This is a genomic window from Kiloniellales bacterium (assembly GCA_030064845.1).
Lineage (GTDB): Bacteria > Pseudomonadota > Alphaproteobacteria > Kiloniellales > JAKSDN01 > JASJEC01.
In genome coordinates, this window is the sequence record JASJEC010000013.1 from 54,811 (window position 1) to 75,358 (window position 20,548).

The 20,548-nt window shown below is 67.8% G+C and carries 20 protein-coding genes; 12 read left to right on the plus strand and 8 right to left on the minus strand.

The window, feature by feature from the left end; all coding sequences use genetic code 11:
* Positions 1-56 precede the first annotated feature (56 nt).
* Positions 57-1,424 carry a glutamate--cysteine ligase gene (locus tag QNJ67_07265; GenBank protein MDJ0608761.1) on the minus strand — a complete coding sequence of 456 codons (1,368 nt, stop codon included), beginning with the start codon at positions 1,422-1,424 and terminating at the stop codon, positions 57-59.
* A gap of 50 nt (positions 1,425-1,474) precedes the next feature.
* Positions 1,475-2,260 carry a 16S rRNA (uracil(1498)-N(3))-methyltransferase gene (locus tag QNJ67_07270; protein ID MDJ0608762.1) on the minus strand — a complete coding sequence of 262 codons (786 nt, stop codon included), beginning with the start codon at positions 2,258-2,260 and terminating at the stop codon, positions 1,475-1,477.
* A gap of 74 nt (positions 2,261-2,334) precedes the next feature.
* On the opposite strand from QNJ67_07270, the gene ubiA reads away from it, so the two are divergent.
* The gene (ubiA, locus tag QNJ67_07275) at positions 2,335-3,282 is read left to right on the plus strand and encodes a 4-hydroxybenzoate octaprenyltransferase (protein ID MDJ0608763.1); all 948 of its coding nucleotides are present in this window, start codon (positions 2,335-2,337) and stop codon (positions 3,280-3,282) included.
* Entirely contained in the window at positions 3,279-3,944 is a 666-nt protein-coding gene (locus tag QNJ67_07280) for a 50S ribosomal protein L11 methyltransferase (protein MDJ0608764.1), read from the plus strand. The genes ubiA and QNJ67_07280 overlap by 4 nt, the downstream gene beginning before the upstream one ends.
* An 18-nt stretch (positions 3,945-3,962) precedes the next feature.
* On the opposite strand, the gene QNJ67_07285 is transcribed toward QNJ67_07280, so the two are convergent.
* Together QNJ67_07285 and QNJ67_07290 are read right to left on the minus strand one after the other, a co-directional pair.
* Positions 3,963-4,706, minus strand: a complete 744-nt coding sequence (locus tag QNJ67_07285; GenBank protein ID MDJ0608765.1) for a hypothetical protein — start codon at positions 4,704-4,706, stop codon at positions 3,963-3,965.
* Positions 4,707-4,720: 14 nt separating this feature from the next.
* A complete protein-coding gene (locus tag QNJ67_07290; protein MDJ0608766.1) occupies positions 4,721-4,933 on the minus strand; it encodes a DUF4170 domain-containing protein in 213 nt (70 codons plus the stop codon).
* Between the two features lie 309 nt (positions 4,934-5,242).
* Here QNJ67_07290 and QNJ67_07295 point away from each other — a divergent pair, with 309 nt between their 5' ends.
* The 8 genes from QNJ67_07295 (at position 5,243) to QNJ67_07330 (ending at position 13,508) form a co-directional block, all read left to right on the plus strand.
* On the plus strand, positions 5,243-6,295 hold the full coding sequence (locus QNJ67_07295) for an SPFH domain-containing protein (GenBank protein MDJ0608767.1): 1,053 nt from the start codon (positions 5,243-5,245) through the stop codon (positions 6,293-6,295).
* The gene (locus QNJ67_07300) at positions 6,295-6,738 is read left to right on the plus strand and encodes an NfeD family protein (GenBank protein ID MDJ0608768.1); all 444 of its coding nucleotides are present in this window, start codon (positions 6,295-6,297) and stop codon (positions 6,736-6,738) included. Before QNJ67_07295 ends, QNJ67_07300 begins: the two co-directional genes overlap by 1 nt.
* 349 nt (positions 6,739-7,087) lie before the next feature.
* Positions 7,088-7,213 (plus strand): hypothetical protein, encoded by a 126-nt coding sequence (locus QNJ67_07305; GenBank protein ID MDJ0608769.1) that lies wholly within the window; start codon positions 7,088-7,090, stop codon positions 7,211-7,213.
* A gap of 197 nt (positions 7,214-7,410) precedes the next feature.
* Entirely contained in the window at positions 7,411-8,919 is a 1,509-nt protein-coding gene (locus QNJ67_07310) for a UbiD family decarboxylase (protein ID MDJ0608770.1), read from the plus strand.
* Positions 8,920-9,019: 100 nt separating this feature from the next.
* Positions 9,020-9,499, plus strand: a complete 480-nt coding sequence (locus QNJ67_07315; protein ID MDJ0608771.1) for a hypothetical protein — start codon at positions 9,020-9,022, stop codon at positions 9,497-9,499.
* Between the two features lie 278 nt (positions 9,500-9,777).
* Entirely contained in the window at positions 9,778-11,199 is a 1,422-nt protein-coding gene (locus tag QNJ67_07320) for a hypothetical protein (protein ID MDJ0608772.1), read from the plus strand.
* A gap of 14 nt (positions 11,200-11,213) precedes the next feature.
* Positions 11,214-11,864 (plus strand): hypothetical protein, encoded by a 651-nt coding sequence (locus QNJ67_07325; protein MDJ0608773.1) that lies wholly within the window; start codon positions 11,214-11,216, stop codon positions 11,862-11,864.
* Between the two features lie 303 nt (positions 11,865-12,167).
* On the plus strand, positions 12,168-13,508 hold the full coding sequence (locus tag QNJ67_07330; GenBank protein MDJ0608774.1) for a TldD/PmbA family protein: 1,341 nt from the start codon (positions 12,168-12,170) through the stop codon (positions 13,506-13,508).
* Positions 13,509-13,517: 9 nt separating this feature from the next.
* Here QNJ67_07330 and QNJ67_07335 read toward each other — a convergent pair whose 3' ends face one another.
* A complete protein-coding gene (locus tag QNJ67_07335) occupies positions 13,518-14,459 on the minus strand; it encodes a diacylglycerol kinase family lipid kinase (protein MDJ0608775.1) in 942 nt (313 codons plus the stop codon).
* 282 nt (positions 14,460-14,741) lie between these two features.
* On the opposite strand from QNJ67_07335, the gene QNJ67_07340 reads away from it, so the two are divergent.
* Complete coding sequence (locus QNJ67_07340) at positions 14,742-15,776, plus strand: glycosyltransferase family 1 protein (protein ID MDJ0608776.1); 1,035 nt, start codon at positions 14,742-14,744, stop codon at positions 15,774-15,776.
* A 290-nt stretch (positions 15,777-16,066) separates the two neighbouring features.
* Here the strand turns inward: QNJ67_07340 and QNJ67_07345 are convergent, their stop codons facing one another.
* The 3 genes from QNJ67_07345 to QNJ67_07355 form a co-directional block, all read right to left on the minus strand.
* The gene (locus tag QNJ67_07345) at positions 16,067-16,651 is read right to left on the minus strand and encodes an HD domain-containing protein (GenBank protein ID MDJ0608777.1); all 585 of its coding nucleotides are present in this window, start codon (positions 16,649-16,651) and stop codon (positions 16,067-16,069) included.
* On the minus strand, positions 16,648-17,802 hold the full coding sequence (locus tag QNJ67_07350) for a TauD/TfdA family dioxygenase (protein MDJ0608778.1): 1,155 nt from the start codon (positions 17,800-17,802) through the stop codon (positions 16,648-16,650). Before QNJ67_07350 ends, QNJ67_07345 begins: the two co-directional genes overlap by 4 nt.
* 203 nt (positions 17,803-18,005) lie before the next feature.
* On the minus strand, positions 18,006-19,658 hold the full coding sequence (locus tag QNJ67_07355; GenBank protein ID MDJ0608779.1) for a tail fiber domain-containing protein: 1,653 nt from the start codon (positions 19,656-19,658) through the stop codon (positions 18,006-18,008).
* Positions 19,659-20,089: 431 nt separating this feature from the next.
* On the opposite strand from QNJ67_07355, the gene QNJ67_07360 reads away from it, so the two are divergent.
* Positions 20,090-20,500 (plus strand): VOC family protein, encoded by a 411-nt coding sequence (locus QNJ67_07360; GenBank protein ID MDJ0608780.1) that lies wholly within the window; start codon positions 20,090-20,092, stop codon positions 20,498-20,500.
* The last annotated feature ends 48 nt before the right edge of the window (positions 20,501-20,548 follow it).

The window sequence follows — 20,548 nt, forward strand, 5'->3', positions numbered from 1 at the left end:
GGCAGACGGCCGCTCCAGCCCGCTGGTGTCGAAGTTCCGCGTCAGCGGAGACGTCTTTAGTAGGCGTAGTCCTCGAACACCGGGTCGACGCTGCCCCGCCAGCGGCCGTTGAAGGCCTCGAGCTGTTCCTCGGCCGGGGTCTTGCCGCTCTCGACGACCTGCTTCAAGGCGGCCAGGTAGTGCACCTCGTCCTGGCCGTCGGTATCGATCCGGGCCCGGCTCTTCAGGCCGTGCTCGGCAATCTCCAGGACCCGGCCCGCGAGATCGCTCATCGTGCCGCCGCGGAACGGCGTTCTCAGCCCAAGGCGGGGCACCGCATCGCGTAGCTCGGCCCGCTCGGCGTCGCTCCAGTCCTTGACCAGGTCCCAGGCCGCGTCCAGCGCCGTCGAGTCGTAGAGCAGCCCGACCCAGAGCGCGGGCAGGGCGCAGAGCCAGCGCCACGGCCCGCCGTCGGCACCGCGCATCTCGAGAAAGCGCTTCAGGCGCACCTCGGGAAAGAGCGTCGAGAGATGGTCGGCCCAGTCCGAGGTTGTCGGCCGCTCGCCGGGCAAGGCGGGAAGCCGCCCCTCGAGAAAGTCGCGGAACGACTGCCCGCTAGCGTCGAGGTACTTGCCGTCGCGATAGACGAAGTACATGGGCACGTCGAGCACGTGGTCGGCATAGCGCTCGAAGCCCATGCCGTCCTCGAACACGAAAGGCAGCATGCCGCAGCGGTCGGGGTCTGTATCGGTCCAGAGATGGCTGCGGTAGCTGAGGAAGCCGTTCGGCTTGCCTTCGGTGAAAGGCGAGTTCGCGAAGAGCGCGGTGGCGACCGGCTGCAGCGCCAGGCTGACCCGGAACTTGCGCACCATGTCGGCCTCGCTGGAGAAATCCAGGTTGACCTGCACCGTGCAGCTCCTGGTCATCATGTCGAGACCTAGGCTGCCCTTCTTCGGCATGTACTCGCGCATGATCTTGTAGCGCCCTTTGGGCATCCAGGAAATCGCGTCGCGCGGCCACTTGGGCTGGAAGCCGAGGCCCAGCATCCCGATGCCCAAGGGCTGGGCGATCTGCCGCACCTGGGCCAGGTGGGTATGCACTTCGTTGCAGGTCTGGTGGATCGTCTCGAGCGGCGCGCCGGACAGCTCGAACTGGCCGCCCGGCTCCAGGGTGATGCTGCAGGCCTCCTTGGCCAGCGCGATGACCCTGTCGTTCTCGCGCACGCCCTGCCAGCCGAAGGCGCGCTCCATGCCGGTCAGCAGCGCCTCGATGCCGCGCTCGCCCTCGTAGGGCAGCGGCCGAAGATCGTCCTGGGTGAAGCCGAACTTCTCGTGCTCGGTGCCGATACGCCAGTCGGTGCTGGGCTTGCTGCCGGCCTCGAGATAGGCGACGAGCTGCGCCTTGCTCGTGATCGGCTCACCCTTTTGCTGGGGCGGGGCTGACATTCGGGGGGCTTCCGTCTCGTGGTGCGGGAACGGTGGTGACCATGCTGGACTCAAAGCGCCTCGGTCGCGCGCGCCCCGGGCCTTGAACGGCCGTCCCCCAGGATCGCCTGCCAGCACGCCAGAGCCGCCAGGGCTGCGGTGTCGGCGCGCAGCACGCGGGGGCCCAACCCAACGAGGCTAGAAAAGGGGAGATTTGCCAGCCCGTCAAGTTCGGCGGGCGCGAAGCCGCCTTCCGGCCCGGCCAGCACCGCGCAGGGCGGCGCCCGGCCGTTTTCGGCCTCGCTCAAGGCGCGCAGGACCTCGGCGATCGGCTCGGCCGGTCCCGATTCGGCGCAGACCAGCAGGCGGCGCTCCGCCGGCCATTCCCCCAGGAGGTCGAAGAGATCGCGCACCCGGCCGACCGCCGGCACGTCGAGCCGGCCGCACTGCTCGGCGGCCTCGCGGGCGTTGGCCGCCAGGCGCTCCTCGTTGACCCGGCTGACCGCGGTGTAGCGGGTCATGACCGGCTGCAGCCGCGACACCCCGAGCTCGGTCGCCTTCTCGGCCAGGAAGTCGATCCGCGCCCGCTTGATCGGCGCGAAGACGAGCCAGAGGTCGGGCGCGTGGGTCTGCGCCCGCAGCTTCTCCTCGACCACAAGCGAGGCCCAGCCCTTGCCCAGGGCGTCGAGCCGGGCCGACCATTCGCCGTCGCGGCCGTTGAACAGGGCGAGCCTGGCGCCGCGCCCCAGGCGAAGGACGCTGCGCAGGTAGTGGGCGCGACCGTGATCGAGGCCCAGGGTCGCGCCGGCGGCGAGATCCTGTTCCAGGTAGAGCCGCGTCGCCAGTTTGACCGCCATGCGCCTGCACTCCCACCAGAGTCCGGCAGCGCCAGCCGCTTTCACGGCCGCCTGAAGCCTGCGATGATTAGGCCATGAGCGACGCGTCCGAGACAACGCCGGCGGCGAGCCCCGCCGCGGCCAGCGACATCCGCGATCACTGGGCCTATCGGGTCGCGCCCGCGACGCTCCGCCCCTACCTGAGGCTGGCCCGGATCGACCGGCCGATCGGCACCTGGCTGCTCTTGTTCCCCTGCTGGTGGAGCCTGGCGCTCGCCTCGGTATCCGGCGGCAGCTGGCCGGACCTCTGGCTGGCGGTGCTCTTCACGGTCGGCGCGGTCGTCATGCGCGGCGCCGGCTGCACCTTCAATGACATCGCCGACCGCGACTACGACGCCCGGGTGGCGCGCACCGCCGAGCGTCCGATCCCGAGCGGCCAGGTCACGGCCCGCAACGCGACCCTGTTCCTCGTTCTGCAGCTCGCGATCGGCCTCGCCGTGCTGCTGCAGTTCAACCTCTTCACCATCGGCCTCGGCGCGGCCTCGCTGGTCCTGGTTTTCAGCTATCCCTTCATGAAGCGGATCACCTACTGGCCCCAGGCCTGGCTCGGCCTGACCTTCAACTGGGGCGCCCTGGTCGGCTGGTCGGCGGTTGCTGGGGGCCTGGACTGGCCGGCGGTCCTGCTTTACGCGGGCGGCGTGGCCTGGACCCTCGGCTACGACACGATCTACGCCCACCAGGACAAGGAGGACGACGCCCTGATCGGCGTCAAGTCCACCGCCCTCAAGCTTGGCGCAAAAACCAAGCCCTGGCTGGCCGGCTTCTACTTCCTGACCCAGGCGCTCTTCCTGGCGGCCGGCCTGGCGGCCGGTCTGGCCTGGCCCTTCCTGGTCGGCGTCGCCGCGGTCGCGCTGCACTTCGCCTGGCAGATACGGACCCTCGACATCGACGATCCGGGCAATTGCATGAGGCGCTTCCAGTCGAACCGCTTCGTCGGCTGGCTGCTGCTGGCGGGCATCCTCGGCGCCGGCTTCGCGGCATGAGCCGCGATGTCGACCTCGCCGACCCGGAAAGCTTCGTCCGCTTCAACACAGCGGTGGAACGGCCGCCGCTGGTGCCCGAGATCGCGCTCCACCTGGCCAGCGAGGTCGTGCCGCTGTGGCAGTCGACCGAGGCCGAGCTGGCCGAGAGCGGCCTGCCGCCGCCCTTCTGGGCCTTCGCCTGGGCCGGCGGCCAGGCGCTCGCCCGCTACCTGTTGGACCATCCCGAGACCGTCGCCGGCCGCTCGGTCCTCGACTTCGCCGCCGGCTCGGGCATCCAGGGCATCGCCGCCGCCAAGGCCGGCGCCGCGCGGGTCGAGGCGGCGGAGATCGACCCTTTCGCCGCCGCCGCGCTGCGGCTCAACGGGGTGCTCAACGGGGTCGAGCTCGCGGTCGTGGAAGACGACCTGATCGGCCGGGACAACCCGGGCTGGCAGGTGGTGCTGGCCGGGGACGTCTGCTACGAGCAGCCGACCGCCGGCCGGATCGAAGACTGGCTGCGCCGGCTCGCCGCCGGGGACGCGCTGGTGCTCATGGGCGACCCGGGCCGCAGCTACCTGCCTGGAAAGGGCCTGGAGCGCCTCGCCGCCTACAGCGTGAAGACCAGCCGGGAGCTGGAGGATACCGACCTGCGCAACGCCGTCGTTTGGCGCGTCCTGCCCTGACGCGGCGGTCGGCTGCCGTCAGACCTCGCGGAAGTGCGGCGCCGAGGGCGGCAGGGCCTCGCGGCGCAGGTCTTCGGTCAGGGCGCGGCGGGCGCCAGCGTCACGGATCGCCTCCAGCAGCATGGCGTCGAGGTCGTGCCCCGGGCGGTGCCGGTCGCGCACGTGGGCGAGCACGTCCTCCTGGTGCAGGCTCTGGTGGTCCCGGCCATCGGCGGCGACGGCGGCGAGCCCGACCGGAGCGCCGTCGCGGCAAAGGTAGCCGTAGCTGCCGAGGTAGACCCCGGCGCTCTCGATTCCGTCGGACGGCCCCGACTCGAGGGCAATGGCGGCAGCCTCGAGGTGTCCGTAGCGATAGATCTCGGCGCCCAGCTCGGTCTCGTGCATGCGCTGGAGCTGCCGGTCGGTCAGCCAGGTGATCCAGAGCGAGACCTGGACTCCGGGCAGGTGGGCCAGATTGGCCGCGATCGCGCCGTAGCGGGTCATGTGTGCCGAGTAGACCACGTCGTGATCGGCCAGGACGCCCCGGCTCACCGGGATTTCGGCGTCACGGCCGAACTTCCGCAGCAGCTGTTCGGGCGAGCGGTTCGAGCCGTGCGCGATGACCGGGAACCGCTTGTCGAAGCGGGCGGCCTCCGCTGACCCGCCCTCGAGCGGCCGCGCCTCGCCGTTCAGCAGGAGATAGCAGCGCTCGGGCACCGCGTAAGGGTAGCCCTTGGCCAGCGCGAGGCGTCCCGAGTCGCTATCCGGCAGGGCCCAAGGCACGGGACGGGCGGCGTCTAGTCCGTGCAGCGGGGCGGCGCGTCGGGATCGATCCGTTCGATCCGATAGCGCGTGTGGCAGTTGTCGACCGACTGCCAGGCCCGCTTCGCCCACTCTTGGCGCGCCACCTCATAGTCCCCGAAAGGACCGATCCACTCTTCCTTCTGACCGATGGTCTCGGCGAAGGTCGTATCCTTGTACTCTCCGCCGACCACCCAGAATTGCGCCATTGCTCGCGCCCTTCCAAATGTTTGTAGCCAACGCGCTCAACCGCGTTATCCTAGCTGGATATCTCGAACGCAGTAAACAACGTCTTGATACTGTACGGATCCCAATAATTTTTGATCCACGCAGCGGTCGACATTTTCGATCATCTCGGAGAACGGGCCGGAGGGGTCGCGGCGGTCACGCCTTCAACCTAGACACTTCGTTTACCATATTTAGCTAGACAACATCTGGACATATCGAGGTTATCGCCTTTCGCCGCGCCGGCGACCGGCGGCGGCAGCCGGAAAGAACATTCAGCACGGGGACCGAAGATGATGTTCATCGAATTGAGCGGTTTCGCGGTTTTTGCCATCGTCGTCGTCGCGCTTGCCATCGTTTTGGTGGCCATGGGAGTCAAATCGGTGCCCCAGGGCCTCGAGTACACGATCGAGCGCTTCGGCCGCTACACCAGGACCCTGCCCCCGGGGCTCGGTGTCATCGTTCCGGTGATCGACCGCGTCGGCGCCAAGATGAACATGATGGAGACCGTGCTCGACGTCCCCTCCCAGGAGGTGATCACCAAGGACAACGCCCTGGTCCAGGTCGACGGCGTGGTCTTCTACCAGGTGCTCGACGCCGCCAAGGCGGCCTACGAGGTGCGCAACCTGGAGCGCGCCATCCTCAACCTGACCATGACCAACATCCGGACCGTCATGGGCTCCATGGACCTGGACGAACTGCTCTCGGAGCGCGACCAGATCAACGCCAGGCTGCTCGGTATCGTCGATGACGCGACCGAGCCCTGGGGCGTGAAGGTGACCCGCATCGAGATCAAGGACATCACGCCGCCGCGCGACCTGGTCGAATCCATGGCCCGCCAGATGAAGGCCGAGCGCGACAAGCGCGCCGCCGTCCTCGAGGCCGAGGGCGACCGGCAGGCCGAGATCCTGCGCGCCGAGGGCGACAAGCAGTCCCAGATCCTGGCCGCCGAGGGGCGGCGCGAAGCGGCGTTCCGCGATGCCGAGGCGCGCGAACGCGAAGCCGAGGCCGAGGCCAACGCCACCAAATTCGTCTCCGACGCCATCGCCTCGGGCGACATCCAATCGATCAACTACTTCGTGGCCCAGAAGTACGTCGATGCGCTCGGGCAGTTCGCCAACTCGCCGAACCAGAAGATCATGTTCCTGCCGCTCGAGGCGAGCAGCGTGATCGGCGCGATCGGCGGCATCGCCGAGATCGCGCGCGAGAGCTTCGGCGACGGCGGGCCTTCCGGCGGCGGCACGCGGCCCAACGGCTCGGGGCCGAACCGGTCCGGCGCGTCGGGCAGCCGCATTCCTTCGAGCTCGAGCTCCACCTTCGCCGTGCCGGGGCGAGAGAACGCCTGATGTTCTTCGAAGAGATCCAGTTCTGGCATTGGTGGATCGCCGCCCTGCTCTTCGTGCTGGCCGAGGTCTTCGCGCCGGGCGCCGTCCTGGTCTGGCTCGGCGCCGCCTCTGCGGTCGTCGGCCTGATCCTCTTGGTCTTTCCCGAGACCAGCTGGCAGATGCAGTTCCTGATCTGGGGCGTGCTGTCGGTCACGAGCGTGGTGCTCTCCCGCCACTACCTGAGGAAGCACCCGATCGAGACCGACCGGCCGACCTTGAACCGGCGCGGCGAGCAGTATCTCGGGCGCCAGTTCACTCTGGACGAGCCGGTGATCAACGGGCTCGGCAAGATTCGGGTCGACGACTCGACCTGGAAGATCGAATCGGAGACCGACATGCCGGCCGGCACCAGGATCACCGTGGTCGGCATCGAGGGCACGATCTTCAAGGTCACCGAGGCCTGACGCTCCAAAGCGCGCCGGCGCGCCCATCCTGCCCTTCACCTTCGACGAAGATTTCTGGGTCGCCGAAGCGACCTTCGACAGCTGGCGCGGATTCCAGTCCCGTTACGGTCCCTATGGCGCCCAGAACGCCCCGACAGCCTCGGACGGCGCCGTCAGGCTCGTCTTCGCGCCGGACGGCGGCCGCGCCGGGGCAAGCCGCGATCCGCTGACAGCAGCGGAGCTCGCCCTCGTCGCCTGGTTCCTCGGCCGCGAGCCCGAGGTTTCGGCCGCGGTTCTGTCGGCGATCTTCGCGGCCTATCCCTCGCTTCAAGCCGACAGCGGCGAAGCCGGCGGGCCGCGCCGCGAGGACATGCCCGACCTGCGGGCGCCCGGCGATCTTGCGCGCCTGATCGGCCTGCACAGTGTCCACGTTCAACCCTTGGAGAAGGACGGCGCATCCTACCTCGGCTTCGAATTCGGCTGCGCCTGGGATTAAGAGCACGGGCTGGGGGTCCTGATGCACGGCGTCACGCCGGTCGGGATCGGCGGCGCCGACACGGCCTTCCTGCTCTGGATCGCGGAGCGGGACGCGGGACGCGGATAGCCGGGCCGCGCCCGCGCCGCTGCGCGCTTGACGCGCTGCCCGCCGCGGGGCGTGATAGCGGCCCCTGCCCCGAGGTGAAACCCTTCCCCATGCCCTACGAGTCTCTGCGCGACTTCATCGACCGTTTGGAGAACACCGGCCGCCTGAAGCGGGTGGCGGCGCCGGTCTCGACCCATCTCGAGATGACCGAGATCCAGACCCGCCTGCTCGCCGAGGGCGGGCCGGCGGCCCTCTTCGAGAACGCCGTCGACGCCGACGGGCGCCGCTACGAGAGCCCGGTTCTGGTCAACCTCTTCGGTACGGTGGAACGGGTCGCCTGGGGCATGGACCGGGAGCCGGAGGCGCTGCGCGAGATCGGCGAGACCCTCGCCTTCCTGCGTCAGCCGGAGCCGCCGGGCGGCCTGCGCGAGGCCTGGAGCCAGCTGCCGCTGCTGAAGCAGGTGCTGGCCATGAAGCCGCGCAGCGTCAGCCGGGCGCCGTGCCAGGAGATCGTGCTCCAGGGCGATGAGATCGATCTCGGACGCCTGCCGGTGCAGTCCTGCTGGCCGGGCGAGCCGGCGCCGCTGATCACCTGGCCGCTGGTCGTGACCCGGGGGCCCTCCGCGCGCAAGGAGGACGCCTTCAACCTCGGCATCTACCGCATGCAGGTGCTGGACCGGCGGCGCACCCTGATGCGCTGGCTGAAGCACCGCGGCGGCGCCCAGCACCATGCGCGCTGGAAGGCCGAGAAGCCCGAGCCCCTGCCGGCGGCGGCGGTGATCGGCGCCGACCCGGGCACCATCATCGCGGCCGTCACCCCGGTGCCCGACACGCTCTCGGAGTACCACTTCGCCGGCCTGCTGCGCGGCCGCAAGGTCGATCTGGTCGACTGCAAGACCCAGCCGCTCAAGGTGCCGGCCCAGGCCGAGATCGTGCTGGAGGGCGAGGTCAGCCTCGAGGACTACGGCGACGAGGGCCCCTACGGCGATCACACCGGCTACTACAACGCGGTCGAGCCCTTTCCGGTCTTCAAAGTCACCGCCATGACCATGCGGCGGAATCCGATCTACCTCTCGACCTTCACCGGGCGGCCGCCGGACGAGCCCTCGGTGCTCGGCGAGGCGCTGAACGAGGTCTTCGTGCCCCTGCTGCAGCAGCAGTTCCCCGAGATCCTCGACTTCTGGCTGCCGCCCGAGGGCTGCAGCTACCGGGTCGCCGTGGTCTCGATCAAGAAGGCCTATCCGGGCCACGCCAAGCGCGTCATGCTCGGCGTCTGGTCCTACCTGAGGCAGTTCATGTACACCAAGTGGGTCATCGTGGTGGACGACGACGTCGACCCGCGGAGCTGGGACGACGTGATCTGGGCGATGTCGACCCGCATGGACCCGGCGCGCGACATCACGGTGATCGAGAACACGCCGATCGACTACCTCGACTTCGCCTCGCCGGAGGACGGCCTCGGCTCCAAGATCGGGCTCGACGCCACCAACAAGTGGCCGCCCGAGACCAAGCGGGACTGGGGCACCAAGATCCGCATGGACCAGGAAGTGATCGACAGGGTCTCCGAGAAGTGGGCCGACTACGGCCTGCCCGGCAGCGGCGCGCCGATCTGGAAGTAGGGCGACCCGCAGTAAGAAATCTGTGAAGCCTGGTCTTTATGGTTCCTCGCACCGCCGCGCGGAGCCCGGCGGGTGTGCCTTGCCCCGAGGAGACCAAGCAGTGAGCCGCGTACCGCCAGCAACCGGGATGCCGGCCCCCTTAGTGTTTCTCGGCGCCGCGCTCTGCCTGGTCCTCGTCGGCTACGGCGCGGTGGAATACTACGCGCTGCTCGGCGGCGCTCTGTCGAACGTAACCAGAGGCGCGCGTCTTGCTACCCTGCTCATGATGTTCGTACCCATCAGCATGGGCCTCATCTTCTTCGACGCGGTGCGCGCTACCAGTCTCTTCGCCAAGATTCAAACTCTTCCCGAGCACATGCGGGCAAAACTTGCGGTCACCGCCGCCTGTTGCATTCTCGTGATGGCTGCCACGAGCGCCGGTGCGGTCTACATGGCGGAGGTCGTACTGCCGAACCGGGCGTTGGCGCCACCTGTATGGGCGGGAAGCCTCGTCTTCGACCTGGTGCTGGCCTTTGTTCTGACGCTCCTGCTGGCGCTTCCCGGCCTTCCGCTTTATTGGCTCCGCCGGGCTTGGCGGTGAGTGAAACTGTTAACTTTTGACCCGGGCAGAAAGTTTGAAACCTAAGTGCCTAAAAAGACGGCCTAATCTCCCAAAATAATAGCTCCGCCAATATTTTGCCGCATTCTGTGTTATAAATGTGGTCGGTTGCTGCCCGCCTAGTGGCAAGACTTGCGTCTTGTCGTGGTGATCAGGGGTTAACCGTTTCAATACGATTGCAGACGATTATCTGAGGTCGAGGAGGCCCCCCGATGAGAGGGGATCGTTCCGGCCTGTAATACAAAATCAGTGAGGTCGCTATGCCCTTAGCGGAGGTGTTTTCGCTCAGCGGACCAGTCTCCTGGTTCATCTGGTTCCTGGTGCTGGTCATCGCGATGTACTTCGCGCGTGTGCCGGCGCACCGGGCGATCCAAACAATCATGCGCGGACTCTACAAGGGGCTGCGCATGACCGCGACGTCCCTGAACAAGTCGGCCAACACCATGACCGCGCGCAACCGCGAGGTCCTGCTGGCGGCCGGCCGCGAGGCCACGGAGCGCGTCATCGAGCGCGAGTTCGAGCGCATCGACGCGGGCGTCAAGCGCGACCTCTCGGAGTGTCCCCTTCTGAACCGCCGCCTGAGCGAGCAGGTCACGAAGATGGAGGAGGACCACGACGCCAGCAAGGAGGTGCCGCCGACACCGCCGGGCTGGGTCGACGCGGTCGAGAAAGTCGCGAACATCGATTCCAAGGGCGATCCCATGGTCGCCCAGATCCTCGAGGGCATCCACACTTCGCTGAACAAGGCCCAGTCCCAGGCCAAGGAGGACTACCGCAAGGCGACCGAGGAGCGCCACCAGCGCCTCAAGGACATGATCCCTTACTGGCGCAAGGCGATCCAGAACCAGAAAGAGATCGACAGCAAGATGACCAGTCTGCTGCAGCGGACTCAGATCATCGACCGACACATCGAGCAGTACGAGAACATCCTGCGCCAGACCGACCGGGCCGAGCGCACCCTGACCTCGTCCTCGCTGGTGCAGTTCTTCGTCTCCTTCTTCGTCCTGGTCATCGCCACCGGCGGCGCCATCATCAACTTCAACCTGATCGCCCGGCCGATGGCCGAGATGGTCGGCGGCACCAACTACATCGCCGGCTTCAAGGTCGCCGACATCGCCGCCCTGGTCATCATCCTGGTGGAGATCTCGATCGGCCTGTTCCTAATGGAATCGCTCCGCATCACGCGCCTGTTCCCGGTCATCGGGGCGCTGGCCGACAACATGCGGATCAAGATGATCTGGATCACCCTGACCATCCTGACCATCCTGGCCAGCGTCGAGGCCGGCCTGGCCCTGATGCGCGACGTCCTTCTGCAGGACGAGCTGCTCCTGAGCGCCCAGCTGCGCGGCGACACGGAATCGGTCTCCGACGCCACGGGCATGGGCTGGATCACCACGGCGGCGCAGATGGGCATGGGCTTCATCCTGCCCTTCGCGCTGACCTTCGTCGCGATCCCGCTGGAGACCTTCGTCCATTCGCTGCGCACCGTGCTCGGCATCTGCGCCGTCGGCGGCCTGCGCGGCCTGTCGGTCGCCCTGCGCTGGCTCGGCCAGATGTTCCGCACGATCGGCGACCTGCTGGTCGACGCCTACGACATCGTCATCTTCGCGCCGCTGTTCATCGAGAACCAGATCAAGAGCCATGCGGGCGATGTGCGCAAACACGCTAGGGAACAGCCCTGAGAAAGATGAGCATCATGAAACGATTTCTATCGATTGCCGGCCTGACCCTCGCTCTCGGCCTCGCCGGCTGCTCCGAACCGGAACCGCAGGGTCGCGGCGTCTACATGCTGATCGACACCTCGGGCACCTATACCGAGGAGCTGGAGAAGGCGCAGCAGATCATCAACGCGATCCTGGCCCGCCTCGATCCGGGCGACTCCTTCGCGGTCGCGCGGATCGACACCGGCAGCTTCAACGAGAAGGACATCGTCGCCAAGGTGACCTTCGACGACCGGCCCAGCATGGCGAACCAGCAGAAGCGCAAGTTCCGCGATCTGGTCGACGACTTCGTCAAGCGCGCCAAGCCGGCCCAGTACACCGACATCACCGGCGGTATCCTTCAGGCCACCGAGTTCCTGAACGAGAAGAACCCGGGCAACAAGGTGATCCTGATCTTCTCGGACCTCAAGGAAGAGCTCAAGAAGGGCTACAACCGGGACATTCCGCTGGCGGTCGACGGCTACAGCGTGGTCGCGCTCAACGTGACCAAGCTCCGGACCGACAACATCAACCCGCGGGAGTACCTGGAGCGCCTCGAGGACTGGCAGGGCAAAGTGGAATCGGGCGGCGGCTCCTGGCGCGTGATCAACGACCTGGACCGTCTGGAGCGCATCCTGCTCAATTAGGCGCGCTTCTCCTCGAAACCGCGAAACACCCCGCCGGGCTCCGGCGGGGTGTTTCGCTTTCCGGCGTCAGAGCGAGGTCGCGGAAGAACTACTGCGTACTTGATAAAGGTCATCCTTCGACAAAGCTCAGGATGAGGGTAAGTGCCTGAAACATCTCACCCTCACCCTGAGCTTGTCGAAGGGTGATGGCGCCAGCTAGGCGCCTTTTCTGCGGCTCGCCAGGACGCGCGTGCATCGGCGCCGGCCCTTGCTATATATAGCCGAGACCACAACCCGACGAAGCACGCCATTCCGGGAGCTCAGATGGATTCGGCACACGCCCTCACGCTGCTCGACGACGTGATCAAGAAGGCCAAGAAGGCCGGCGCCGATGGCGCCGACGGCCTGGTGGCCCATTCGGTTTCGCTCTCCTATGCCCAGCGCCTGGGCACGCTCGAACGCCTGGAGCGGGAGGAAGGCCAGGACCTGGGCCTGCGGGTCTTCGTCGGCCGGCGCCAGGCCATCGTCTCCTCGACCGATACGGACCCGGCCGCGATGGATACCCTGGTCGAGCGCGCGCTAGCCATGGCCCGGGCGGTGCCCGAGGACCCCCACTGCGGGCTCGCCGAGCCGGCCCAGCTGGCCGAGGATCTGCCGTCGCTCGATATGGAGGATCCGGACGAGCCGACCACAGAGCATCTGATCGCGCGCGCGGCCGCCTGCGAGGAAGCGGCCCGCGCGGTCGAGGGCGTGACCAACTCGGAAGGCGCCGAGGCCAGCTGGACGCGCGGCGCGGTCGCGCTCGCCACCTCCAACGGCTTCGCGGCGAGCTACGCGTCCTCGCGCCACGCCGTCGCGGTTTCGGTGCTGGCGGGCGAAGGCCTGTCCATGGAGCGGGACTACGACTTCTCGTCCTGCGTCCACGGCGCCGACCTCGAGGACCCGGCCGAGATCGGCCGGCGCGCCGGCGAACGGGCGGTGAAGCGCCTGGGCGCGCGCCGGGTCTCGACCAAGCGCGTGCCGGTCGTCTTCGATCCCCGGGTGGCCGGCGGACTGGTCGGCCACTTGGCCAGCGCCATCAACGGTGCCGCCATCGCGCGCGGCACCTCTTTCCTGAAGGACAAGATGGGCGAGCAGATCTTCGCGCCGGGCATCACCATCGTCGACGATCCGCACCGGCCGCGCGGCCTCCGCTCCAAGCCCTTCGACGGCGAGGGAGTCGCCAACGACCGTCTCGAGGTGATCGCCGACGGGCGCCTGACCACCTGGATTCTCGACCTCGCCTCGGCGCGGCAACTGGGGCTGGAGACCACCGGCCGCGCCGCCCGCAGCGCCTCGGCCCCGCCCTCGCCCTCGACCACCAACCTCTACATGGCGCCGGGCGCCCAGAGCCCGAGCGCGCTCATGGCCGACATCGACGAGGGGCTCTATGTCACCGAGATGATGGGCATGGGCGTCAACGGCATCACCGGCGACTACAGCCGGGGTGCGGCCGGGTTCTGGATCGAACGCGGCGAGCTGGCTTATCCGGTCAGCGAGCTGACCATCGCCGGCAATCTCAAGGAGATGTTTCCGCATCTAACGCCGGCCGACGACCTGACCTTCCGCTACGGCACCAACGCGCCGACCCTGCGGATCGAGGGCATGACCGTCGCCGGCCAGTAAGGCCCCCGGTCAGGCGCGGGCGGCACTCTTGGGCATGATGATTCGGAGGCCGCCGGGCAGCAGACCGACGGAGAGCGGCAGCCGCGCGATCAGGTCGCCGTCGCCCTGAACCGGCTCGTCCTGCAGCCCCTCGATCAGGACGTCACGGCCTTCGACGATCGACATGTCGGGCAGCGCCGGCAGGCGGCCGAGGGCGAGCGCCGCGGCGTAGCGCAGAACGTTGAAGGGGCCGCCGCGCCGGAATAGGCAGACCTGGAAATGGGGTGCGTCGAGCCTGGCCAGGGGCGCGCAAATGAAGTTCCCGGCGTAGTGGGCGCCCTTGGCTACCAGCACCGAGGTCGCCCGGTGGTCCGTGCCGTCGATCGAGACGCGATAGGTCGGATAGGGGAAGCGGCGCAACTGCCGGGCCGACTCCCAGACGTAGGCGCCCTTTCCAATCAGGCGCTTCAGTCTCACGTCGACCCCGGCCACGACGTGGGCGTCGAAGCCGACGCCGGCCGTGATCGTGAACAGGCGGCCGTTGGCGCGGCCGAGCACCACCGAGCGGGCCTCGCCCTCGAGGATGGTTTCGGCGATCGCGCCGGGGTCGAGCCGCAGGCCGATCTCGTTCGCGATCAGGTTCGCGGTACCCATCGGCAGGACGGCCAGCGGCGGGCCGTCGCCGCCCGGCCGCCGAGCGACCATGCCGTTGATCACCTCGTTGATCGTCCCGTCGCCGCCGGCGACGACGATGGCGTCCGCGTCGCGCGGATCGACGGCGCCGCCGAGATGCTCCGCGTGGCCGCGGCCCTTGGTCTCGTTCAAGTCGAGCTGGCAGCCGCGCTCGCGCAGGATCGCCAGGGTGCTCTCCAAGCGGCGGCGCACGCGGCGGCCGGCCACGGGATTGAACACCACGGCGAGCCGCCGCGGCGCAATCATCCGTTCAGTCGTGGAGAGAGCGGCATCCTTCATTGTGTTTCTAGAGTAGCCAAATCGTGGATGAGATGTTCATTACCTGGGTTCCACAAACAGTGAAAAAAAGTTTCAAATGATCGCCGGATATCGCCCAAGAAAACGCGGTACAGACTAGGCGTGCGCAAAGCCAGATCGGCGACTTGTCGCCTGGCCCCGCCCGCCGGCGGAGCATCTGGGCGCCGCTTGACAAGCAGAGAGGCCGGTGGCACCTGCTGTCGAGGGCCCAGACTCGGCGCGTACGACGATTCAGCCCCGCCCACGGTCGAAGGCCGCTGTTTGATGCGCATAGCCCTCGTTTCCGATGCCTGGCACCCGCAGGTGAACGGCGTTGTCAGGACGCTCGCGCGGGTCAGAGAGGAACTCGAAGGCGCGGGGCACGAGATCGAGGTGATCTCGCCCGACCGCTTCCGCTCCGTGCCCTGCCCGACCTATCCGGAGATACGGCTGGCGCTCTTCCCCGGGCGGGGCGTGGCCAGGATCCTCGATGCGACGGAGCCCCAGGCCATCCATATCGCGACCGAGGGCCCGCTCGGTATCGCGGCACGCCGCTACTGCCTGAAGCGGAAGCTGGGCTTCACGAGCTCGTTTCACACGCGCTTTCCGGAGTACCTCCAGGCCCGCACCGGCTTTCCTACCCGGCTGGCCTACGACTGGATGCGCCGATTCCACGCGCCGTCCGCCGGATGCCTGGTGGCCACGGACTCGATGCGCAAGGAGCTCAGCCTGCGCGGCTTCGTCAACCTGAAGCCCTGGAGCCGCGGCGTCGATTCCGAGCTGTTCCGGCCCCGCGAGGACAAGCTCCTCGACCAGCCCGAACCGATCTTCCTCTACGTCGGCCGGGTCGCGGTAGAGAAGAACATCGGCGCCTTCCTCGACCTCGACCTGCCGGGCAGCAAGGTGGTGGTCGGCGACGGCCCGCAGCTCGACGAGCTGCGCCGGCGCTATCCCGAGGTGGTCTTCACCGGCGCCAAGTTCGGCGAAGAGCTCGCCCGGCACTTCGCCTCGGCCCAGGTCTTCGTCTTTCCGAGCCGCACCGACACCTTCGGCCTCGTCGTGCTCGAGGCGCTCTCGGCCGGCGTGCCGGTGGCGGCCTATCCGGTTCCCGGGCCGCTCGACATCGTCGGCAACGCCGGCGTCGGCGTCCTGCACGAGGACCTGGCACTGGCGGCGCGCCAGGCGCTGCACATTCCCCGCGAGCGCTGCCGCGAACACGCCCTCAAGTTCAGCTGGCCGCGCTGCGCCCAGCAGTTTCTCGACAACCTCTCGATTCTCGCGCCGCGCGGCGCGGGCGTCGCCTCCTCAATCGCGGCCTGACGCGCTTCGTCGGCGCCGCTTCCCGCCGGGCGGATATGGACGAAAGGCCGCTTGCCGCAGCCGGTCGAGAGCCTCGAGGCCTGGCGAACCGACGAGTGAAAGTCGGCCCTTTGCAAGGTGCTGGGAATCACCTGAGCCCTTGATCACGGTTATCCTTCGACAGGCTCAGGATGAGGGTGTTCCCTTGATACACTCCGCCCTCACCCTGAGCCTGTCGAAGGGTGATGGTGCCGACGAGGCACTCTTTCAGCCCCCTGCTCGGGCGGATCCGGCGATGCACCGCACCTGGCCTAATTGCCGCCGCGGGCCGCGACGGCGCGCCGGACCATGGGGGCGAAATGGGCGAAGGGCGGGGTCGGCATGCCGACGATCTTGCCCTCGTCGTCCAGCCGCCGCACCGTGAGGATGGCCTCGAGGTGCGGCTGCCGCTCGAAGGCCTCGACCTCCGCCGCCGACATGGGCCCGCCCTGCAGCTTCAGCGAATGGACCGAGGCCTCGGAAAGCCCGCCGAAGTACTCCGGCTCGGTGGCGCAGAGATAGCGCTTGGCGGCGACGTGGTGGCGCACGCAGTCGGTGACGAGGTCCGGGAAGAAGGGCGCCAGGAGGCGCGCGCCGGCCTCCTCGTGACGGCGGTCCTCGGTGTCTTCCAAGGAGAAACCGCCGGTCTCCTCCAGGAAGTGCCCGATGTCGTGCAGCAGGGCCGCGACCACGATCTCCTCGGACTCGCCGCGGTGCTCGGCGAAGTGGGCGCCCTGCAGCATGTGCTCGGCCATGGTGACCCGTTCGCCCAGGTATTCGGTCGCGCCGCGCCGCTCGAAGATCTCCTCCAGGAAGGGCACGATGGTTTCGGACGTCAGCTCTTTCGACTCGGTCATGGCAGGTTTGCCTCCTTTCCTTCCAGGACGGCCAGGGTCGACAGCAGCCCGTCCTTGTCCGGGTAGCAGCCCTGGAGCCGGCGCGTTCCGCCGCCGGCGGCGTAGCCGCTGCGCCCGTGCAGCACGCGGGTGTTGTCGACGATGAAGCATTCGCCCGGTGCCAGCTTGAAGCCGACGGCCATGGCCGGGTCATCGACGATCACGCCCAGGCGCCGGTAGGCGGCGTAGTAGGCCGCCATGGCGTCGAAGGGCACGTCGGTGATCGGCGCCGCGCTGCGGTTGTTGAAGCGGACGGCGATCAGCTCGCCGTCGGGCCGGAGCTCGATCATCGGCCGCCGGGTGCTCAAGCTGACCTCGCCGCCGCCGTGGTAGTGGAAGCGCGCGCAGTGATCGGCCAGCAGGTCGAAGCCCCGCGGGTCCTCGTCCTTAAGGCGTCGCGCGGCGCGAAAGCCGTCGACCACCTGGTTCTCGCCGCCCTCGGCCGAGTTCTCCAGGCAGTAGAGGATCTGCAGGGTCGGCGCCGGGTCCCGGTAGGGGTTATCGGTATGGGCCTGCAGCCCGAGTCCCGTGTAGGCCAGGTTGCTCGGGTTCACCTCGGTGCGCACCTCGAACCATTTGCCGTAGTTGGTCTCGCGCACGTAGCCGAAGAGCTCGGCGACCGCGAGCAGGGCCCCGCTCTCGACCGGGCCGCCGGTGAGCCTGGCGAAGCCGAAGCGCCGCACGTGTCCGAGCCAACGGCGGAGCGCCGCCGGATCCCGGCTGACGGCGTCGAAGCGGCCGGTCACGGCGTCCGCGTCGAGGCCGCCGTCCCAGGTCTCGATCTCGGGCGCGGTCCAGCCCCGTTCGCTCGGTCCCGGCCGGTCATAGACGTGGACGCGCAGCCAGTCTCCAGGAAAGCCTACGCACTTCCCTTCCGGCGCAAAGCGGACCTCCAACGCGCCGTCCCGAAGCTGGGCCTCGGCGATTCTGGTCTCGGCCGGGATGTCCCGCAGGGTGATCAGGCGCTGACCGTTCTCCGGTGCGCGGGTCGCTTCGTCCAGCGCGTTGTCGCGCAGCCAGAAGGCGTGGAAGCGGCCCGCCGAGCCGTCGGCCCAGCGCAGGGTCAGGGCTGTGCCCGCTTCCAGCAGCTCGACCGCCGTGAGAGCCACCATGACCGGAATCCTTCAGCAGAAACGCGCCGGATCCTGCGCCTTCCCGCGTCGAAAGACAATGCGCCCGATTTGGGAACAGGGGGCGCGGACACGGCCGGACATCGGACTGATCCGAGGCATCAAGAAAGAAGAGCGGCGGCGGCGCCATAGCGCCGCCGCCTGACCAGAAGCATGTGCCGGCGGCGCGCGCCGGCCACTACCCCCTACTTCTCGTTCAACTTGGCTTCCAGGGCATCGAGACGTGCCTGGAGGGCCTCGATGACGGCGTCCTTGCGCCGCAGTTCTTCCTGCAGCGCTTGGACCCCGGCGAGCGCCACGCCGGCCACGTCGCGCGGCGAGAGCGAGGTGTCGTTGGCACCCAGGCCGAAGGCGGCGTGGAAGTCCTGGGCCATGGGCCCCACGTGGCGCACGCCCGTCTCGTCGTCCTTGTAGGACCAGGTCGAGACCGGCAGGGCCGCCACCTGGTTCAGCACGGTGGCCCCGTCGACCGGCTCGATGTCCCGCTTGGCGTTGACGTCGGAGTTCTCGGTCAAGGTGCCGTCGATCGCCAGGTTGCCGTTCGGCAAGGCCAGCAAGAAGGTATTGCCCGAGGCGATGAGCCTGAGGGCGCCGCCCTCGGTGAAGCGCAGCTCGCGCGAGCCCTTCTTGGCGAAGAAGGAGTTGGCCGGCCCCATGCCGACCCGCCAGTTGACGCCGGTCGCAACGTTGTTCAGCTCGATCTGCGGGTTGCCGTTGTTCTCGAGCCGCAGCAGCTGCCGGTTCGCCGCGCTCGCCGCGTTCTCGTCGACCAGGATCTGACTGGTGCCGTCCGACCGCCTGACCTCCAGCGCAGAGGCCGGAGCACCGGTGCCGACGCCGACTCTCCCCGCCGCATTGATGCGGAGGGCGTTGAGCGGCGCCTGGTCCGAGACCCTGAAGATGTCCTGGCCGTTTCTGCCTTCGAAGAAAAGCGCGCCGCCGTCATACTCGACCGACGCGATCCCGCCGGCGACCGTCTCGTCCAGGAATCGGATCGCCGGACTGGCGGCGTTGATCTGCAACTCGTCCGCCGGCATCGTGGTGCCGATGCCGACACGGTCGGCCGAACGATCGATGAAGACGGTATTGTCCGCCAGGCCGACGTCGCCGTTGTCGTCCCCCGTCAAGGTGTTCACGTCATTTGTGGAATTCTGGATGTCGATGACGCTGTGAGACTGTTGCAGATTGTACACATTGAGGAAGCCACCGGATTGGTTGCCCTCGCCCCAGATCCAATAGGTATTCGCGCTGGCGGAACTGCAGCCGGCGGGATTGGCCGTTAGGTCCGTGTCGTTGAAACAGACACCCGGAGTCGCATCGTCGATCTGGACATCCTGCGCCCGAGCCGAGGGAATGATCGCCTCGCCGATGGCGTCCAGCACCGCGCCCGCGAAGCGCAACGCGCCGCGCCAGAGCGAGGAGTCATCCTCCTCACGAACGACGATGGTGCCGCCGATCACCTCGAAGCTCCCGTTCTGCCGGTTCAGGCTTTCGCCGGCGTCCTCCTCGTCGGAAGCCGCGGCCGCGGGATCGACCATGATCACCACGACCTCGTAACGGTAGAGCCCGTCGGGATCGCCGGCCGAGGGGCCCCAGACCACCGGCTCGCCCGCCGAACGGGCGTCAACCACGAGGTTGCCGTCGGGATCGGCGATGCGCACGTTCATGGCGTCGAAGTTCGCCACCGTGTCCGCGTAGACGGCCACCTGATTGATAGCCACCTCGATGTCGGCGGCCTGCTGCGCCGAGGCACTCGACACCAGCCCGCCGGCCGCGAGGCCTGCCGCCAGGACCGCGCCCGCGGTCCACGATACCAACTTACGTTTCTCGAAAAGCATCCTACTCTCCCCTCAAAGGGTTCCTGTGAATGGAACCTCGTCGCTCACTTCCACTTGGCCGACATTTCAAAGCTTCGCCGCCGGCTGACACCAAGCACCGGTGAAAATGAGCCCCGTTAAGAACGCGGCTTGGTGCATAAAACTCAAAGAACGACTCGAAGCGACCCTTCACGCAAAGCGCGCAAAAAAGTTTGCCTGCGCAAACCTGGAATAGGCCGTCCCAAAAAATAAAAGTGAATCAACTGTCGGGTAGAAATTTCTTGGTGACGATGTGAAAGTAAGAATTCTCATCACCAATTCTGCAGTTTTGCTTTGACGCAGATCAAACATAGCGAGGCAGTTGCTTTGCTGCGGACCGACAAGCCGGCCGACACTCAAGATCATCGAGAACGTCCGGCCGCCGGGCGCGCCGGTCTACTGACAACCACCCCATGACCGCCCGCCTGACGCATCTTGCGCTGCACGTCCGTGACCTCGAGGCCTGCATCGCGTTCTACGAGACGTTCTGCGGCCTCAGGCCCGTGCACGAGCGCGGCGACGCGGGCGAGCGGATCGTTTGGCTGGCCGAGCCGGGACGGGAGAAGGAGTTCATCTTCGTCCTTCTGCCCGGCGGCCCGGGGCGCGACCAGGCGGCGAACGACTACAGCCACTTCGGCTTCGCGCTGGAGAGCCGCGCGGCGGTCGACGCGCTGGCCGCGCGAGCGGAACGGGCGGGCTGCCTGGCCTGGGCGCCGCGCGAGGAGCCCTACCCCGTCGGCTACTACTGCGGCCTCCGGGACCCGGACGGCAACTTCGTCGAGTTCAGCTACGGCCAGCCGCTAGGGCCGGGGTCGCCCGACTAGACGGCGTCTGGAATGCCCTTCGTCGGCACAGACCGGATAGATAGTTGA

What these genes read in the sequence shown, in the direction of transcription:
- QNJ67_07265 (MDJ0608761.1), bottom strand. Translation starts at nt 1,424, where the DNA reads ATGTCAGCCCCGCCCCAGCAAAAGGGTGAGCCGATCACGAGCAAGGCG.
- QNJ67_07270 (MDJ0608762.1), bottom strand. Translation starts at nt 2,260, where the DNA reads ATGGCGGTCAAACTGGCGACGCGGCTCTACCTGGAACAGGATCTCGCC.
- ubiA (MDJ0608763.1), top strand. Translation starts at nt 2,335, where the DNA reads ATGAGCGACGCGTCCGAGACAACGCCGGCGGCGAGCCCCGCCGCGGCC.
- QNJ67_07280 (MDJ0608764.1), top strand. Translation starts at nt 3,279, where the DNA reads ATGAGCCGCGATGTCGACCTCGCCGACCCGGAAAGCTTCGTCCGCTTC.
- QNJ67_07290 (MDJ0608766.1), bottom strand. Translation starts at nt 4,933, where the DNA reads ATGGCGCAATTCTGGGTGGTCGGCGGAGAGTACAAGGATACGACCTTC.
- QNJ67_07295 (MDJ0608767.1), top strand. Translation starts at nt 5,243, where the DNA reads ATGATGTTCATCGAATTGAGCGGTTTCGCGGTTTTTGCCATCGTCGTC.
- QNJ67_07300 (MDJ0608768.1), top strand. Translation starts at nt 6,295, where the DNA reads ATGTTCTTCGAAGAGATCCAGTTCTGGCATTGGTGGATCGCCGCCCTG.
- QNJ67_07305 (MDJ0608769.1), top strand. Translation starts at nt 7,088, where the DNA reads ATGCCCGACCTGCGGGCGCCCGGCGATCTTGCGCGCCTGATCGGCCTG.
- QNJ67_07310 (MDJ0608770.1), top strand. Translation starts at nt 7,411, where the DNA reads ATGCCCTACGAGTCTCTGCGCGACTTCATCGACCGTTTGGAGAACACC.
- QNJ67_07320 (MDJ0608772.1), top strand. Translation starts at nt 9,778, where the DNA reads ATGCCCTTAGCGGAGGTGTTTTCGCTCAGCGGACCAGTCTCCTGGTTC.
- QNJ67_07325 (MDJ0608773.1), top strand. Translation starts at nt 11,214, where the DNA reads ATGAAACGATTTCTATCGATTGCCGGCCTGACCCTCGCTCTCGGCCTC.
- QNJ67_07330 (MDJ0608774.1), top strand. Translation starts at nt 12,168, where the DNA reads ATGGATTCGGCACACGCCCTCACGCTGCTCGACGACGTGATCAAGAAG.
- QNJ67_07335 (MDJ0608775.1), bottom strand. Translation starts at nt 14,459, where the DNA reads ATGAAGGATGCCGCTCTCTCCACGACTGAACGGATGATTGCGCCGCGG.
- QNJ67_07340 (MDJ0608776.1), top strand. Translation starts at nt 14,742, where the DNA reads ATGCGCATAGCCCTCGTTTCCGATGCCTGGCACCCGCAGGTGAACGGC.
- QNJ67_07345 (MDJ0608777.1), bottom strand. Translation starts at nt 16,651, where the DNA reads ATGACCGAGTCGAAAGAGCTGACGTCCGAAACCATCGTGCCCTTCCTG.
- QNJ67_07350 (MDJ0608778.1), bottom strand. Translation starts at nt 17,802, where the DNA reads ATGGTGGCTCTCACGGCGGTCGAGCTGCTGGAAGCGGGCACAGCCCTG.
- QNJ67_07355 (MDJ0608779.1), bottom strand. Translation starts at nt 19,658, where the DNA reads ATGCTTTTCGAGAAACGTAAGTTGGTATCGTGGACCGCGGGCGCGGTC.
- QNJ67_07360 (MDJ0608780.1), top strand. Translation starts at nt 20,090, where the DNA reads ATGACCGCCCGCCTGACGCATCTTGCGCTGCACGTCCGTGACCTCGAG.